Annotated in this window: 8 protein-coding genes; 6 read left to right on the top strand and 2 right to left on the bottom strand. The window is 71.0% G+C overall.

Annotated features, from left to right (window positions below):
- Nucleotides 1–49 precede the first annotated feature (49 nt).
- Nucleotides 50–892: a serine hydrolase gene (locus K336_RS16795; RefSeq protein ID WP_155944980.1), complete on the bottom strand. Its 843-nt coding sequence runs from the start codon at nt 890–892 to the stop codon at nt 50–52.
- 216 nt (nt 893–1,108) lie between these two features.
- Here K336_RS16795 and K336_RS14330 point away from each other — a divergent pair, with 216 nt between their 5' ends.
- Complete coding sequence (locus K336_RS14330; RefSeq protein ID WP_081660569.1) at nt 1,109–5,521, top strand: acyl-CoA dehydratase activase-related protein; 4,413 nt, start codon at nt 1,109–1,111, stop codon at nt 5,519–5,521.
- A 162-nt stretch (nt 5,522–5,683) separates the two neighbouring features.
- Here the strand turns inward: K336_RS14330 and K336_RS14325 are convergent, their stop codons facing one another.
- The gene (locus K336_RS14325) at nt 5,684–7,261 is read right to left on the bottom strand and encodes an FAD-binding protein (RefSeq protein ID WP_043150252.1); all 1,578 of its coding nucleotides are present in this window, start codon (nt 7,259–7,261) and stop codon (nt 5,684–5,686) included.
- A gap of 143 nt (nt 7,262–7,404) precedes the next feature.
- Between K336_RS14325 and rpiB the strand changes: the two genes are divergently transcribed.
- The 5 genes from rpiB (at nt 7,405) to K336_RS0104240 (ending at nt 16,797) form a co-directional block, all read left to right on the top strand.
- Nucleotides 7,405–7,848 carry a ribose 5-phosphate isomerase B gene (gene rpiB / locus K336_RS0104260; protein WP_021797195.1) on the top strand — a complete coding sequence of 148 codons (444 nt, stop codon included), beginning with the start codon at nt 7,405–7,407 and terminating at the stop codon, nt 7,846–7,848.
- 104 nt (nt 7,849–7,952) lie between these two features.
- On the top strand, nt 7,953–9,515 hold the full coding sequence (locus K336_RS0104255; RefSeq protein ID WP_028706374.1) for a Re/Si-specific NAD(P)(+) transhydrogenase subunit alpha: 1,563 nt from the start codon (nt 7,953–7,955) through the stop codon (nt 9,513–9,515).
- Nucleotides 9,515–10,903: an NAD(P)(+) transhydrogenase (Re/Si-specific) subunit beta gene (locus K336_RS0104250; protein WP_021797198.1), complete on the top strand. Its 1,389-nt coding sequence runs from the start codon at nt 9,515–9,517 to the stop codon at nt 10,901–10,903. The genes K336_RS0104255 and K336_RS0104250 overlap by 1 nt, the downstream gene beginning before the upstream one ends.
- A 323-nt stretch (nt 10,904–11,226) precedes the next feature.
- Entirely contained in the window at nt 11,227–13,728 is a 2,502-nt protein-coding gene (locus K336_RS0104245; RefSeq protein ID WP_028706373.1) for a SpaA isopeptide-forming pilin-related protein, read from the top strand.
- 348 nt (nt 13,729–14,076) lie between these two features.
- Nucleotides 14,077–16,797 (top strand): CshA/CshB family fibrillar adhesin-related protein, encoded by a 2,721-nt coding sequence (locus tag K336_RS0104240; protein ID WP_028706372.1) that lies wholly within the window; start codon nt 14,077–14,079, stop codon nt 16,795–16,797.
- The last annotated feature ends 7 nt before the right edge of the window (nt 16,798–16,804 follow it).

Raw genomic sequence — 16,804 nt, 5'->3', positions numbered from 1 at the left:
TGCTCCGGCGCGGCCGCACCCCAGTGGGGCCGTCGGGACGGGAACGGCGTCACTGCTCGTCGACGCCGCACTTGACGACGGGCAGCTCGCCGGCGTGCCCGGCCAGCCAGTCGGCCAGCACATCGATCTCCTCGGTGACGTCCTCAAGCTCGCTCCCGGTGATGACGATGCTCATCGCGGCCAGACCCGAGCCGGTGTCGATGGTGCCCATCTGACGCATCGTCGAGACGCCGGTGTGCTCGTTGGTGCCCCAGCCCGACTTGGCGTGCCCGCCCTCGACGGTCTCGACGCCGACCGCCTGCGAGTCGACCAGATCGGCCATGAGCCGGTAGACGTGCTGCACGGCGTCCTCGTCCGAGCAGGCCATCCAGGCGGCGAACCGCGCCTGGTCGGCACTCGACCACTGGGTCATGCCGAAACCGGTGTCGCCGCCGAGCGCGGCATTGGGCAGGGTCAGCGTCGACGTGTCGTCTGCCTCGCGCAGCAGGTTGTCGATCTTGGTGCTGGCCTGGTAGCCGCCGCCGAGCGTCTCGAACAGTGCACTCGCCGCGTCGTTGTCGGACTCGGTGATCGCCAGCTTCGCCTGCTCGTCGAGTTCGTCCCCGCTTTCGCGCAGGGCCTCGATGGCGATCGGCACCTTGATCGTCGACCACGCGGTGCTCTCAGGCACCTCGCCGGCCGTGACGACGTCGCCGTCGGCGGTCACGACCGACACCTGGGCGTCGTCGGGAAAGGCCGCGACGAGGTCCTCGAGGACGACCTGTACCGCGTCCGCGGGCGACCCGGTCGATGCGCCGGGCGCGCCGCAGCCGCTCAGCACTGGTGAACAGCCGAGGGCACAGGCGAGCGCCGTGACGGCCAGGCGGACACGGCGGGACACGTGGGATTGCATGGCGGGGTCTTCCGGGGTGGGTTCGTCGCGGGCAGTGCCCCCATTGTCCACGAGGAACAGCGGCAGTGCCCCTGCGCCGCGCCAGGCCCGCTCGTCGGCCGCGGCGTCCAGAGGTACGGATCGGGGTGTGACAGGGGCCGGATCTGACCTACTATGAAACAGAGCAAGCGTTCTGTTTTCGGACGGTGCTCACCGGATCTCGAAGGAGAACAACGGATGACTGACGAAGCCCTGCGCCTTGGCCTCGACGTCGGCTCGACGACGGTGAAGGCCGTCGTCATGCGTGGTCACGAGATGCTCTTCAGCGATTACCGGCGTCACAACGCCGACGTTCGCGGCGAGATGAAGCGGCTCCTGCTCGACATCGGTGAGCAGTTCCCCGACGACACCCTCAAGGTCGCCATGACCGGTTCGGGTGGTCTCGGTATCGCCCGCATGATGAACGTCAGCTTCATCCAGGAGGTCATCGCCGCGACCGAGGCGATCGAGCAGCTCGACCCGGACGTCGACGTCGTCATCGAGCTCGGCGGCGAGGACGCCAAGATCACCTATCTGCACCCGACTCCCGAGCAGCGCATGAACGGCACCTGCGCCGGCGGAACCGGCGCCTTCATCGACCAGATGGCCTCGCTGCTGCGCACCGACGCCGGCGGCCTCGACGAGCTCGCCGGCCGCTACGAGAACATCTACCCGATCGCCTCGCGCTGCGGCGTGTTCGCCAAGACCGACGTGCAGCCGCTCATCAACCAGGGCGCCCGCCACGAGGACATCGCCGCCTCGGTCTTCCAGGCCGTCGCCACCCAGACCGTCGCCGGCCTGGCCTGCGGCCGCCCGATCCGCGGCAAGGTCATCTTCCTCGGCGGGCCGCTGCACTTCCTGCCCGAGCTGCGCGAGGCGTTCCGGCGGGTCCTCGGCGAGCACGTCCAGGACTACGTCACCCCCGCCGACGGCCAGCTGTACGTCGCGGTCGGCGCCGCCTTCCTCGCCGACGGCCCGGCGCTCTCGCTGCGTCACCTCGCCGAGATGCTCGACGGGGCCGGCGAGTCGACGGTGGCGTCCAAGACGATGCGTCCGCTGTTCCTCGACGAGGCCGAGCGCGCCGAGTTCGACGCGCGCCACGGCGTCGTCGACGTCGAGCAGGCCGACATGAGCGAGGCCGTCGGCGACCTCTACCTGGGCATCGACGCCGGGTCGACGACCATCAAGTCGGTCCTCATCGACGGCGAGGGCACGATCGTCCACTCCAGCTACGACTCCAACCAGGGCGACCCGGTCAAGGCCGCCGTGGCCATCGCCCAGGACGTCATCTCGGCCCTGCCCGCCGGCTCGACGATCGCCCGCACCTGCGTCACCGGCTACGGCGAGGACCTCGTGAGGACGGCCCTGCACGCCGACGAGGGCGAGATCGAGACGATGGCCCACTTCCGCGCCGCCCAGGCCGTCTGCCCCGGAGTGACGAGCGTCATCGACATCGGCGGCCAGGACATGAAGTTCGTCAAGATCCGCGAGGGCGTCGTCGACTCCATCGCCGTCAACGAGGCCTGCTCGGCCGGCTGCGGCTCCTTCCTGCAGACCTTCGCCGAGACGATGGGTGCCGATGTGCGCGAGTTCGCCCGGGTCGGCATGGAGGCCACGGCCCCCGTCGACCTCGGCAGCCGCTGCACCGTGTTCATGAACTCCTCGGTCAAGCAGGCCCAGAAGGAGGGCGCCGGCATCGCCGACATCTCCGCGGGCCTGTCCTACTCGGTGGTGCGCAACGCCCTCTACAAGGTGATGAAGCTGCGCGACGCCGGCGAGCTCGGCGACCGGGTCGTGGCCCAGGGCGGCACCTTCCTCAACAACGCCGTGCTGCGCGCCTTCGAGCTGCTCACCGGCGTCAACGTGAAGCGGCCGAACATCTCGGGCCACATGGGCGCCTACGGCGCGGCCCTCATCGCCAGGTCCCACGCCGCCCCGGGCGACGTCTCGGCCATGATGGACCGCGACCTGGAGGGCTTCTCGGTCGAGTCCAGCCAGCGCATCTGCAAGCTGTGCCAGAACCACTGCAAGCTCACCATCACGACCTTCGACGACGGCTCCCGCCAGGTCTCCGGCAACCGCTGCGAGCGCGGCGCCAGCCTGGACGCCCGTCCGCGCAAGAGCGAGACCCCGAACCTGTACGACTACAAGTACAAGCGGATGTTCGCCTACCGCCGGCTCACCGACGCCAAGGCCACCCGCGGCGAGATCGGCATGCCGAGGGCTCTGGGCATGTACGAGGACTACCCGCTGTGGTTCACGATCTTCACCCGGCTCGGCTTCAAGGTGCTCCTGTCCGGCCGCTCCAGCCACGACCTGTTCGAGTCGGGCATGGAGTCGATCGCCTCCGAGAACGTCTGCTACCCGGCCAAGCTGGCCCACGGTCACATCGAGTGGCTGCTCGACCACGGCGCGAGGACCATCTGGATGCCCTGCGTCAACTACGAACGCAAGGAGATCGCCGAGGCGGACAACAACTTCAACTGCCCGATCGTCGCCTTCTACCCCCAGGTCCTCGAGAAGAACGTCGAACGGCTGCACGAGCCCGGCGTCACCTTCATGGACCCCTTCCTCAACCTGAACGACCCCGACAAGCTCGCCGAGCGACTCGTCGAGATCCTGGCCGCATGGGGGATCGGGCTGCCCGAGATGAGGGAGGCCGTCGCGGCCGGCTTCGCCGAGCTCGACCGGGCCAAGGCCGACATCAGGGCCGAGGGCGACCGCGCCATGCAGTACATGATCGAGCACGGCATGCGGGGCATCGTGCTGGCGGGGCGGCCGTACCACGTCGATCCCGAGATCAACCACGGCATCCCCGACCAGATCACCCAGCTGGGCATGGTCGTCCTCTCGGAGGACGCGCTGACCAACGGCATGCGCAGCACGGGCTTCGACCGCCCCCTGCGCGTGCGCGACCAGTGGGTGTACCACACCCGCCTCTACGAGGCCGCCGCCCAGGTGCGTCGCGACCCGAGGCTCAACCTCGTGCAGCTGAACTCGTTCGGCTGCGGCGTCGACGCCGTCACGACCGACCAGGTCCAGGACATCCTCGAGCAGGCCGGCGACATCTACACCGTCCTGAAGATCGACGAGGTCTCCAACCTCGGCGCCGCCCGGATCCGCCTGCGCTCGCTGCGCGCCGCGGCGGCCGAGCGCGAGGAGGTCTCCCGCGAGGTCGACACGACGGCCCTCCCCGCCCCGGCCGCCGGACTCGTCACGGTGCCGGCGAGCAGCACCCCGCCGTACACGAAGGAGATGCGCAGGACCCGCACGGTCTACCTGCCCCAGATGTCCCCGATCCACTTCCAGGCCATCGAACCGCTCTTCCGGCGGGCCGGCTACCGGATGGAGCTGCTCGAGCACGCCTCGCGCGATGACATGGAGTGCGGCCTCAAGTACGTCAACAACGACGCCTGCTTCCCGGCGATCATGGTCATCGGCCAGCTCATCAACAAGTTCGTCTCCGGCGGCGCCGACCCCGCCGCGTCCGTCGTGGCGATCACCCAGACCGGCGGCATGTGCCGCGCGACGAACTACGTCGGCATGCTGCGCCGCGGCCTGCGGGCCGCCGGCTATGGGGACGTCCCGGTGCTGGCGGTCTCGGCCCAGGGCCTCGAGTCCAACCCGGGCTTCAAGCTGACCCCGAGCCTCGTCCACGGGGCCATCCAGGGGCTCGTCCTCACGGACCTGCTCCAGGAGGTGCTCCTGCGGGTGCGCCCGTACGAGCGCGAGGAGGGCTCGGCGATGCGGCTCTACCGGCGCTGGAACACGCTCGTGCGCGAGTTCATGGCCGACCCCTCGTACTCCCCGACGGAGGGCCGCAGGGTGGGCTTCAAATGGCTGTGCCGCCGGATGGTCGGGGAGTTCGACGAGCTGCCGCTGCTCGACATCCCGCGCAAGCCGCGCGTGGGCGTCGTCGGCGAGATCCTCGTGAAGTTCCAGCCCGACGCCAACAACAACGTCATCGGCGTCATCGAGGACGAGGGCTGCGAGGCCGTCATGCCCGGCCTCATGGGCTTCTTCCTGCAGTCACTCGAGACCGGCCAGTGGCGCTACGAGAACTTCGGCCTCGACAGGTCCGGGCGGTACCTCAAGAGGCTGGCGCTGTGGTACATCGAGCAGACCCAGAGGACCGCCGACCGGGCGCTGGCCGCCACGAACGGCAAGTTCGAGGTGCCCGAGCGCATCCACGACATGGCCGCCCGCGCCCAGAGGGTCATCTCGCTGGGCACCCAGGCCGGCGAGGGCTGGCTGCTCGTCGCCGAGATGATGCACCTCATCGAGCACGGCACGCCGAACATCATCTGCGCCCAGCCGTTCGCCTGCCTGCCCAACCACGTGGTCGGGCGCGGCATGTTCAAGACGCTGCGCGAGCTCTACCCGCAGGCCAACATCACCTCGATCGACTACGACCCGGGCGCCTCGGAGGTCAACCAGCTCAACCGCATCAAGCTGATGATCGCCACGGCCTTCAAGAACGAGCGGACCGTCGGGCTGAAGCAGTGGCAGTCCGACTTCGACACGGCCAGCCCGCTGGGGACGGAGACGTCCTCCCCGTCGAGCCCCGACATCAGCATCGACGACGGCTCGGTGGGCTCCGCGGTCCGCTGACCGCCCGGGGCCGGAGGGCGGGCGAGTCGTACTCGTTCCCCTGCTCGCACCCCGTTCCCCTGTTCCCACCTCGCTTCTGTGCTGTCGCCCCGGATGCGTCCCGGGTGTTGACGCAAGAGGAAGGAGCGAGGCGGGAGAGGCCGGACGATCGTCCGGCGGCGCTCAGGGGATCGGGGTGCTGCGCACCCGCATGCGGCCGTCGTCGTCCAGGGCGATGCGGACGGTGCGCCTCCACGCGTCCTTCGTGCCCGGATGGTCCGTGCGCCGATGCCAGCCACGGCTCTCGGGACGGGCCCTCGCTGCGGCGACGACGGTCGCGCCGACCAGCCGCAGGTTCGTCGTCGACAGCGCCGCCCCGGTCAGCGGGGCGCCGGTGGGCAGCCCGACGAGCTCGTCGGCGGCCCGTGCGAGCTCGGTGTGCTCGCGCGCCAGGCCGACGGCCCGGCCGGCCCCCGTGATGCGCGGCCGGGCGGCCGCCGGGACGCAGCCGCCGGGCGTGCGCTCGACCGGCGTGCCGGGCTCGTCGAAGGAGTCCGCCGTCCGCGCCAGACGGGCGCCGACGGTGAACCCGCCGACGAGGGCCTCGACCAGGCCGGCGTTCGACGGGCCGGCCGCGCCGCGGGCACCCGTGCAGGCGGCCTCGCCGGCCGCGTAGAGCCCGGGGACGGTGCTCGAGCCGTCCGGGGCGACGCCGATACCGCCGATCATCGTCTGCACCGCGGGCCGGACCGGCACCGGTTCGCGCGCCGGGTCGATGCCGTGCGCCCGGCAGGCGGCCAGCGTCGCGGACAGGGGCGGTGCGGCCCAGCTGGACTCGCCGATGCGGGTGCCGTCCAGGAGGAGGCGCTGGCCGGCGTGCCCGGCCAGCCAGTCGTGGACCGCCATCGCCAGCTCGTCGGAGGGCTTCAGCTCGTCCTCGCCGAGCCCGGCGAGCGCCGGGCGCCCCTGCCCGTCGACGAGCACGGCCCCGGCTCGACGCAGTTCGCGGCCCAGCGTGATCGCCGGGTCGAGCGGGAGGGCCAGCTCGTCCGGCAGGTCGACGGCGGTCGGGGCGCAGGCGGTGAACTCCATGTCGCGCAGCTCGGCGCCGGCGCGCAGCGCCATGGCGGCGGCGTCGCCGGTGGCGGTCACCGGGGCGGTCGTGCGCGGCCAGAACTGCTCGGCCCCGCCGCCGGCCAGCACGACGACGGGGGCCAGCCAGTCGACGAGCGCCCCATCGGAGCGCAGCGCGCGCAAGCCGGCGACCCGGCCCTCGTCGTCGGTGAGCACGTCGACGCCGCGCATGCCGGTCTCCAGCCGCAGGCGCGTGCCCAGGCGCCCGGCCATGGTGCGCACCGCCGACGCGAGGCCGCGCTGCACCTGGTGCCCGGTGGTCTCGTGGCGTCCCGGCCGAGTCGCGTCGGCGCGCTCGAGGAGCTCCGCGACCCTGGCGTGGACGAGCGGCGCGGTCCTCAGCAGATGGCTCAGCGCCCGCCGGTCGGCGACGCCGAGGCCCCTGCGCAGCGCCTCCTCGGGGTCGTGGGGCCCGGCCCACCCGTCGAGGCGTCCGGTCGAGATCGCGGTGGCCCCGTCGAGCAGCGTGCCGCCGGTCACCAGCGCCGTGTCGACGCCGGCGGCGGCCAGCTGCATGGCTGCGCCCGAGCCGGCGGCCCCCGCGCCGACGACCACGACGCGGGCCCGCCTCGTGAGCCCGGGCTCCGGCGCGCCGAGTTGTCGCGCCGATCGGATCGTCGTCGCCATGGGTCCCCCTCGTCCGCGGAGTTTCGCACCGCCCCTGCTCACAATGCCACGGGCGGGCCCGCGTCGGAGCCGCGACCGGCGGTGAGAGAATGAACTCGTCGCCGCAGCCGCCGGCGGCCACGGGAGAGTACGAGGAGCACTCCATGCGCATCGCCTTCGGCGCCGATCACGCCGGTTTCAACCTGAAGGAGCGGCTCGTCGAGCACGTGCGCTCCAGGGGCCACGAGGCCATCGACGTCGGCACCCACGGCCCGGCCAGCGTCGACTACCCGACGTTCGGCAGGCGGGCGGCCCGGAAGGTGCTCGACGGCGAGGCCGATCGCGCCGTCCTCGTGTGCGGCACCGGCATCGGCATCGGCATGAGCGCCGGCAAGCTGCCCGGCATCCGCTGCGCGGTGGTCTCCGAGCCCTACTCGGCGAGTCTCGCCCGCCGCCACAACGACGCCAACGCGCTGGCCATCGGCTCGCGCGTCCTCGGCCCCGGCCTGGCCGAGATGATCGTCGACGAGTTCCTCGACGCGGAGTTCGAGGGCGGCCGCCACGCCCGCCGGGTCGGCATGATCGAGCCGCCCGCCGACGCCTGCTGAGCCCCGTCGCGGAGCGAAACCCGTTGTGGCCCGATCCACGTCGGGTCGTCGACCCGCCGGCCCCCCGTCCCCGGTGAGAATGTCCACCCGCTATGGTCGGGATCATGAGAATTGGCATACCAAGGGAGTCGCTGCCCGGCGAACAGCGGGTGGCGGCAACGCCCAAGACGGTTCCACAGCTCATCAAGCTGGGTTACAGCGTCGTGATCGAGCATGGCGCCGGCGAGCGCGCCTCCTACTTGGACGACGACTACATCGCGGCGGGCGCCGAACTGGCCGACACCGGCACGGTGTGGGGCAGCGACATCGTCATGGCGGTCAACGAGCCGAGCGTCGAGGAGCTGGGTGCGATGCGTCCGGGCGCGACGCTCATCACCTTCCTCCACCCGCGAGCCAATCCCGGCCTCCTCGAGGCCCTGCGGAAGGCCGGCGTCACTGGCCTGAGCATGGACATGGTGCCGCGCATCAGCCGGGCCCAGGCCATGGACGCCCTGAGCTCCACGGCGAGCATCGCCGGTTACCGGGCCGTCGTCGAGTCGGCCTACGCGTACGGCAAGACCTTCGCGGGTCAGGTCACCGCCGCCGGCAAGATGCCCCCGGCCAAGGTCTTCATCATCGGCACCGGCGTCGCCGGCCTCGCGGCGGTCGGCGCCGCCAAGTCCATGGGCGCCGAGGTCTTCGCCACCGACGTCCGCCCCGAGACGGCCGAGCAGGTCGAGTCGATGGGCGGCACCTTCGTCCACGTCCGTCCCGCGGCCGGCGACCAGGGGGTCAGCTCCGACGGCTACGCCAAGGAGACCTCCGAGGACTACAACAAGCGCGCCGCGGAGCTCTACGAGGAGCAGTGCCGGAAGGTCGACATCGTCATCCTCACGGCCGCCATCCCCGGCAAGCCGAGCCCGAAGCTCATCACCCCCGAGATGGTGGCCTCGATGAAGCACGGCTCGGTCATCGTCGACATGGCGGCCCTGGGCGGCGGCAACTGCATGCTCACCCACCCGGGCGAGGAGTACGTCACCGACAACGGCGTCACCATCATCGGCTACACCGACATGGCCAGCCGCCTGCCCGCCCAGTCCAGCCAGATGTACGCCACGAACATGGTGAACCTGGCCAAGCTGGCCACCCCGGCCAAGGACGGCCGGTTCGTCATCGACTTCGACGACGAGGTGCTGCGCAACATGACCGTGACCCGCGACGGCGAGGTCACCTTCCCACCGCCGCCGATCCAGGTCTCCGCGGCGCCGAAACCCGCCCCCGGCGCGGCCGCCGCCGAACCCGCCGAGAGGGAGCCGGAGAAGCCGAAGAAGGAACGGCCCTGGTGGTTCCTGCTCCTGGTGGTCGGTCTGCTGTCGGTGGCGCTCATCGCGCTGCTGACCTTCGCGCCCGGAAGCTTCGTGAGCCTGTTCGGCACCTTCGCCCTGGCCTGCGTCGTGGGCTACTACGTGGTGTGGAACGTCTCGCACGCCCTGCACACGCCGCTCATGAGCGTCACCAACGCGATCAGCGGCATCATCATCGTCGGCGCGCTCCTGCAGCTGCCCAAGGACAACATGGTGATCACGGTCATCGCGGCCCTCGGCGTGCTCATCGCGTCGATCAACATCTTCGGCGGCTTCTCGGTCACGCGCCGCATGCTCAACATGTTCAGGAAGGGTGATCGCTGATGACTCTCCTCGAAGCGAGCGTCGCCAATTTCACGCAGGCCACCTACATCATCTCCGGCCTGCTCTTCATCCTCGCCCTCGTGGGGCTGAGCAAGCACGAGACGGCCAAGCGGGGCAACGTCTTCGGCATCCTCGGCATGGCCTTCGCGCTCATCGCCTCGATCGTCTCGCTGGCGGTCGGCGACACGCGGGCCCTCGCCTGGGCCCTCATGATCATCGCCATGGTCATCGGCGCCGTGATCGGTCTGTGGAAGGCCGCCAAGGTCGAGATGACCGGCATGCCCGAGCTGGTCGCCCAGCTGCACAGCTTCGTCGGCCTGGCCGCCGTGCTCGTGGGCATCAACGCGTTCATCGAGAACCCCGAGGCCCCCGCCTTCCAGATGCACGAGATGTGGATCGGCGTCTTCATCGGCGCCGTGACCTTCACCGGGTCGATCGTGGCCTGGGGCAAGCTGGCCGGCAAGATCAAGTCGGCCCCGCTGACCCTGCCCGGACGCAACTGGCTCAACCTGGGCGCCCTCATCGCGATCATCGCCTGCGGCATCTGGTTCGCCGACGGCGGCGGCTGGTTCCCGCTCATCGCGCTGACGATCCTGTCGCTGCTGCTCGGCGTCCACCTGGTCGCGGCGATCGGCGGGGCCGACATGCCGGTCGTCATCTCGATGCTCAACAGCTACTCGGGCTGGGCGGCCGCCTTCAGCGGCTTCAGCCTCCAGCTGCCCGTCCTCATCGTCACCGGCGCCCTCGTCGGCGCGTCCGGCGCGATCCTGTCGTACATCATGTGCAAGGCCATGAACCGCAACTTCGTCTCGGTCATCCTGGGCGGCTTCGGCCAGTCCGACGCCGGGGCGGGCGCCGGTCCCGAGGGCGAGATCACCGAGCTCGACACGACCGGTGTGGCCGATCTTCTCAAGGGCTCCACCTCGGTCATCATCACGCCCGGCTACGGCATGGCGGTCTCGCAGGCGCAGGCCCCGGTGGCCGAGCTCGTCCGCAAGCTGCACGACCACGACGTCGAGGTCCGCTTCGGCATCCACCCGGTGGCGGGGCGCCTGCCCGGCCACATGAACGTGCTGCTGGCCGAGGCGCACGTGCCGTACGACATCGTCCTGGAGATGGACGAGATCAACGACGACTTCAAGAACACCGACGTCGTCCTCGTCATCGGCGCCAACGACACCGTCAACCCCGCCGCCATGGAGCAGGGCACCCCGATCTCGGGCATGCCGGTCCTGCACGTGTGGGAGGCCGGCCGGGTCGTCGTCTTCAAGCGCGGCATGAGCGCCGGCTACGCCGGCGTCCAGAACCCCCTGTTCTTCAACGAGAACACGGTGATGTGCTTCGGCGACGCGAAGGAGTCGATCAACGCCATCAACGCCGCCCTGTGACGGGCGGTCCCCGCGCGGGCGGGGCCTGAGAGACACGGACGAGGGGCCGGGTCTCTCAGGCCCGGGTCGCGTCGCGGTGGGCCCACGACTCCGGCGGGGGACGCGCACCGCGGCCGTCGATGACCCGTCTCCGCCGACGTCGCAGCGGCACGAGGCGAGGCGGCCCGATCTGGGTGATGGGGGCAGTCAGGGCACGAATGGTGAAACTTTCAAAATCAACGATTGTGTGCTAGACCTGGGATCATTCAGGGTGTTCCGCACCCCAACCCCTGCGGGTCGGATACCCGCAGGGGCGCAGTCGCCCCTGACCGAACGGATCCCGTATGCGCCTCTCAGCTCCTGCCGCACCCCCGCGCCCCGCCGCGGCGCGGCGGTTCCCGCGCCTGCTCGGTGCGCTCGCACTGGTGCTCGCCTGCCTTCTGAACGTGGCGCACGCGGCCCCGAGCGTCGCCGTCCCGACGATGCAGGTCGACCTGGGCGCGACCTCCGCCCAGATACACAACGTCGTCACCAGACAGGACGTGTCGAACCCCGAGCGGTATGCGAACACCCACGCCTGCGTGCGGTACAGCCCTCGGGGCGGGGGCTCCACCCTCGACATGACGACGACGGCCACGGTGACCTCGGGGTCCGGACAGTACGCCGCCTTCTCCTACGGGCGGTACCGGCAGAACGGCCGGCAGGTCTGCCCCGACGACTTCAGCGACCAGCAGAGCTCCGTCGGCTTCCTCCCCGGGGACACGCGGACGGTGAGCGTCGGCGCCCCCTTCCTCATCGGGACCATGCACCACCACAACGCCCCCATCTTCACCGACCCGGGCTCGGAGAGAGCCGACGGCAGCGGGGGCGCCCTCATCTCCGGCGGCATGGAGGTGGACCTCGCCAACACGATCCGGACGTCCTTCCCCTGGACCCTCGACGAGACCTCCAACATCTGCCGCTCCACCTTCGATGCGTCCGGCGACTACGACCCCTCCGGCAACGGCGGCTACGCCTTCGACTCGACCGGGGCCATCGGCCCGAGGGCCTCCTGGCAGTTCCGGGGGTGGAGCTCCGACTACCACTACGCCTACGACCGCAGTGGCAGACTGCGGTCCTTCCCCGCCGGGGACACCTCGGCGAGCGGGTCCGACGACGGCGCCCTCTACGGCCTCGACGGCAGGTCCTGCGAGGACGACGTCCTCACGATGACCGCCGTCAGCTCCGACAGCGTCTGGGCGGACGCGAACGGGGTCCCGTACAAGCTCGTGCTGCGCGGCTTCGTCAACAACGGCCGGAACGAGACGTGCACCGTGATGGACCCGGAGACCGCCGAGGCCCGGCTGGAGACCTCCTTCGTCACCCAGGAGAACAACGACACCTACGGCTGCCTCTACGGCTCCCTCGAGCAGGTCCGTCAGGTCACCTTCGCCAAGGACGTCTCGGGCAGCGCCATCACGCAGCAAACGGTGGGCATCCCCCAGTTCACCTACACCAACGTCTCCCAGACCGGGTCCTCCGCCCTCGAGGGCTGGGGCGACCCGAGCCCGCTCCGGCCCACCGGATGGGGCGGCGAGCACGCCGCGACCGACCCGAGGACCTACGAATTGTTCGCCCCAGGCGGCGGTGCCGCCGTCAGGGAGGACCAGTCCGGGCCGGCTCCCACCGAGAGCACGCCCGGGTGGCGCCTGTCCGGCGTGACCTGCACGCAGGGGGACGGCACACCCCTTCTCGACCAGGACGGCAGGGTCCTCGACCAGACCGACGCCGTCAACCTCGATGCGGGAACCCTGGACCTGGACCGCGCCGGGCTGGCCCGGAGCTCCGCCGAGGTCCCCATCACCTGCACCTGGCACAACGAGTACGTCGACCCCACTCCCCGGCTGAGGGTGGAGAAGACCTTCATCGGCTCCGACGCCACCGCCGGCACACCGACCCTCAACGCCGACTATGCGATCACCGTCACCAATGACGGCAGCACGGCCCAGGACACCGGTGCGCTCGTCGACCGGCCCGACCTCGCCCCCGGTCTGACCGTGAACACGGTGTGGGCCAGCCAGGACCAGGGCCTACTCGGTCAGCCCCAGTCCGTGGTCCAAGGCGCGGCCGACGGGTACCGGCTCACCGAGGGCGTACCGGTCCAGCCCGGGCAGAGCCAGGTCTTCTACGTCCGGGTCAACGCGACGCTGGACCCGGCCGCGTCCGGCTACACCGACGAGAACCTGGGCTGCTCCCAGACCGGTTCCGGCGCCTATGAGGCCGGGCACGGCCTGTTCAACGAGGTGCTGGCAGAGGACGGCAAGGACGTCGACGGCCCCGGGAACAACACGGCCTGCGGGCCGGTGGACCCGGGCGTCGGCAGGCTCCCGGTCACGATCCACAAGACCGGCGTCATGGGTGACGTGAGCGGGGCCGTCTTCGACGTCTACTCGATGGACCCGAGCACGCCGGGCGCCGCGCCCGTCGACCGGGGCGTCATGGTGAACCCCGATGACGGCTCGCTCTTCACCACCGTCCCCCTGGACATCAACCACGACTACTGGCTGGTGGAGACGCAGGCCCCGGCCGGTCACCAGCGGCTGTCCGAGCCCGTCGGCTTCCACCTCGCCGCAGACGGTGTCACCCTGCTGGACCCCGAGACGGCAGCGGGCACCGTCACCGTGTCCCGGACGGGCCGGGTGCCCGACACCATCACGATCCACGACACGGCGATCGCCGTGCCGCTGCCGCTGACCGGCGGCGGTCTCGCCCGGCTGCTCCCAGCCCTCGGCGCCGCGGCGCTGTTCGCGGGCAGTGGCGCAGCGGCTCTTCACCAGCGGCGGGCCCGGCGGAGGAACGCTCGCTGAGCGAGCGAAGGCTCCGGGCCGGCACGCCGGCCCGGAACCCCGAGGAACCCTGACTTGATCAATGATTGACAATTAATGTATCTTTGATTCACCTAAGGGTCAGATGGCCCTTGGGTGCGATCTGCATTCCTACCAACGCCTCTGGTCGAAGACTGTCATGACACCTCACCCTGAGAAAACCCCTGTTCGCCCTGTCCTGGTGCGCATCCCGGCCGGGACGGTCGGGTGCCGTGCCGACGGCGTTCCGCTGGGGACGGCCCAGCGGACCGGCTCGTTCCGGACGCCCTCGAACCCTCTGCGGGGCCGGCCGGCCCTGGTCGGGTGCCGCTCCGAGAGGGGTGGTCGGCGATGATCCCCCGCAGAGCGACGAGAACGGGGACGAGGGGCCGTCTGCGCGGCGCGGCGGCCGCCGCCAGCGCGGCGGCGCTCCTGCTCGGCATGATCGGGGCCGTACCGCCGGCGGCCGCCGCCCCCGGCGGCGAACTGCCCGCCGTGTACGCCACGGGCGGCGACGGCCGGTTCACCGACGCGATCCAGTGGCTCCAGTGGAGCGACTACCCGCTGGCCGCCAACGCCGAGGACAACACGGTGCTCGGCTACGGCGACCAGTACGGCTCGGCCACGCGGACGATCACGAACTACCGCTACCTCGACGACGCGCAGACCCTGAAGCTCACGACGACGTGCACCCTGTCGGGCCTCGTCACCGAGAACGTGGGGCAGGCCAACGGCGACGCCGGCCCGGTGCAACGGGCCCCGCTCGTCGCCACCGTTCCCGGCAAGTGGGCCGGCGACGCACTCGACAATCTGTACAACGTCGGCGGCCCGGGCCACTGGAGCGATGGGCAGATCGCCAGGAGCGGCAACCTGACCTACCCCGGGGACTACGTCAACGACAACCGGATGGTCATCGGCCTGTCCAACGGCTTCGCCGATCGGGGCAACGCAGGCGTCGGCTACGGCTCCAGGATGAGTTTCGACATGCAGTGCTCGGCGTCGCTCAACGGCGAGGAGGTCCCGCTGAGCGGGCTGGTGCTGGCCGACGCCGAGGCCTCGAGCGCCCACAGCCCCAAGGGCTACCGCGACGAGTGGGTGCAGGCCACCGCGACCCAGGGCTCCGACACCAGCTGGCGGGTCCTGGACGCCTACAAGGACTCGAGCTGCCCCGTCACGACCCAGGCTGTCGTCTCCAACGGCGGCGACACCGTGCAGCTCCTGCCCACCGGTGAGGAGTGCGTCTACCAGAACGGCGGCAGGTACTCCAGGCCGGAGGGCACCGGCGGCCCCGGCACCGTGCTCTTCATGCAGGGCAGCACCGAGGCCCGCATCTCGATGCAGGGCCGCGGCTACAGCGCCGTCGCCCTGGGCCTCGTCGTCGGCACCGACTTCGGCGACGCCCCGGCCTCGTACGGCCGGGCCAGCTCGCTGTTCCAGCCCACCTGGACCGGCGGCCGCATCACCCGCACCACCGACGCCTTCGCCGTCGACCAGGCCACCATGAGCGCTTCCGACACCCGGCTGGGGGCCGGCATCGACAGCGAGGGCGACCAGAAGTTCTCCACCGGCGCGAACGGGGACGACTACAGCGGGATCGACGACGAGGACGGCGTCGCACTGCCTGCCGGCGGCATCGAGACCGAGCCGGGGGGCTCGTACACGCAGCAGGTCTCCTGCACCGGTCCCGGCAGGATCGCTGGCTGGGTCGACTGGAACCGCAACGGCCGGTTCGACGAATCCACCGAGAAGAGCGCCGAACGATCTTGCTCCGCGTCCGGGAGCGCGACGCTGAGCTGGACGGTGCCCGACGACGTGGTCCGCTCCGTGGCGGACGAGGGCGCCACGAGCTATCTGCGCGTGCGCATCACGAACGACGCGGGCCCGCTGAGGGCCACCGGCAACACCCGCACCGGCGAGGTCGAGGACTACGCCGTGGACGTGCGCGTGCCGACCCTGCGCTTGGTGAAGGACGTCGACGCCGCGCACGTCGCCGACGACCAGCCCCTCGCACCCGACTCCTGGACGCTCACGGCCGCCGCCGACGGTCGGGACGTGCTGTCCGGCCAGGGCTCCACCGCCGAGACCGTCGTGAGACCGGGGCGGTACACGGTCACCGAGTCCTCCGACGATCCCCGTGCCCAGGCCTACGAGCTGACCGACGTCGAGTGCACGACCCCCGACGGGCAGCAGCTGACGACCGGCGACGCTGATGGCGGGGCCACGGTCGACCTGACCGGCCACGACAGGGTGACGTGCACCCTCACCAACGCCGCGCGGCAGGGCAGCGCCACGTGGTCCAAGATCGACGGTGCCGACGGCCGGCCGCTGGGCGGCACCGTGTGGACCCTCACCGGCCCGAGCCATCCCGACGGCACCGATGTCGAGGACTGCGTGGCCGACGACGCCGCCGCCTGCACGGGCCCCGACACCGATCCCGGGGAGGGGGCGTTCACCGTGGCCGGCCTGGACTGGGGGCACTACGCCCTGAAGGAGAAGTCGGCCCCGCAGGGCTACGGGCTCAACCCGAACACCTACATCCTCACCGTGAACGACTCCTCCCTCGAGGCGAGCCTCGACCAGGCGGTGCCCGACGACCGCAAGGACGCCGCGGTGAAGTGGTCGAAGACCGCTGCGGACGGCTCGCCCCTCGGCGAGTCGACGTGGACCCTCACACCCACCGACCCGGCGGGCGTCGCGATGACTGTCGAGGACTGCCGGGCCGATTCCGCCGATGACTGCACCGGCCCCGACAAGGACCCCGCTGCCGGCGGCTTCCTCGTCGAGGGCCTCACGTGGGGCGACTACGAGCTCAAGGAGAAATCGGCGCCCGCCGGCTACGTCCTGTCCAAGGACGTGCACGGCGTGCGGATCGGGGCCGCCAACGCCGGCACGACGATCGACCTGGGCAGCTTCACCAATGCGATGCACGGCTCACCGACCATCCCCCTCACGGGCGGGCGAGGCGCACAGCTCTTCCTCCTCCTCGGCGGGGCACTGTTGGGCGTCGGCGCGGGCACCGCGGCCGTCCGCAGGCGCCGTGTCCGGGCGTCCGCGGAGAACCGGAGCGCCTGATGACCGC

Source organism: Propionibacterium acidifaciens DSM 21887 (assembly GCF_000426605.1).
Taxonomy (GTDB): domain Bacteria; phylum Actinomycetota; class Actinomycetes; order Propionibacteriales; family Propionibacteriaceae; genus Propionibacterium; species Propionibacterium acidifaciens.
Note: the sequence above shows the minus strand (reverse complement) of the source record. Positions and strands in the feature narration are given on the sequence as shown.

Coding starts and splice junctions, on each gene's coding strand:
- K336_RS16795 (WP_155944980.1), bottom strand. CDS start 892: ATGCAATCCCACGTGTCCCGCCGTGTCCGCCTGGCCGTCACGGCGCTC.
- K336_RS14330 (WP_081660569.1), top strand. CDS start 1,109: ATGACTGACGAAGCCCTGCGCCTTGGCCTCGACGTCGGCTCGACGACG.
- K336_RS14325 (WP_043150252.1), bottom strand. CDS start 7,261: ATGGCGACGACGATCCGATCGGCGCGACAACTCGGCGCGCCGGAGCCC.
- rpiB (WP_021797195.1), top strand. CDS start 7,405: ATGCGCATCGCCTTCGGCGCCGATCACGCCGGTTTCAACCTGAAGGAG.
- K336_RS0104255 (WP_028706374.1), top strand. CDS start 7,953: ATGAGAATTGGCATACCAAGGGAGTCGCTGCCCGGCGAACAGCGGGTG.
- K336_RS0104250 (WP_021797198.1), top strand. CDS start 9,515: ATGACTCTCCTCGAAGCGAGCGTCGCCAATTTCACGCAGGCCACCTAC.
- K336_RS0104245 (WP_028706373.1), top strand. CDS start 11,227: ATGCGCCTCTCAGCTCCTGCCGCACCCCCGCGCCCCGCCGCGGCGCGG.
- K336_RS0104240 (WP_028706372.1), top strand. CDS start 14,077: ATGATCCCCCGCAGAGCGACGAGAACGGGGACGAGGGGCCGTCTGCGC.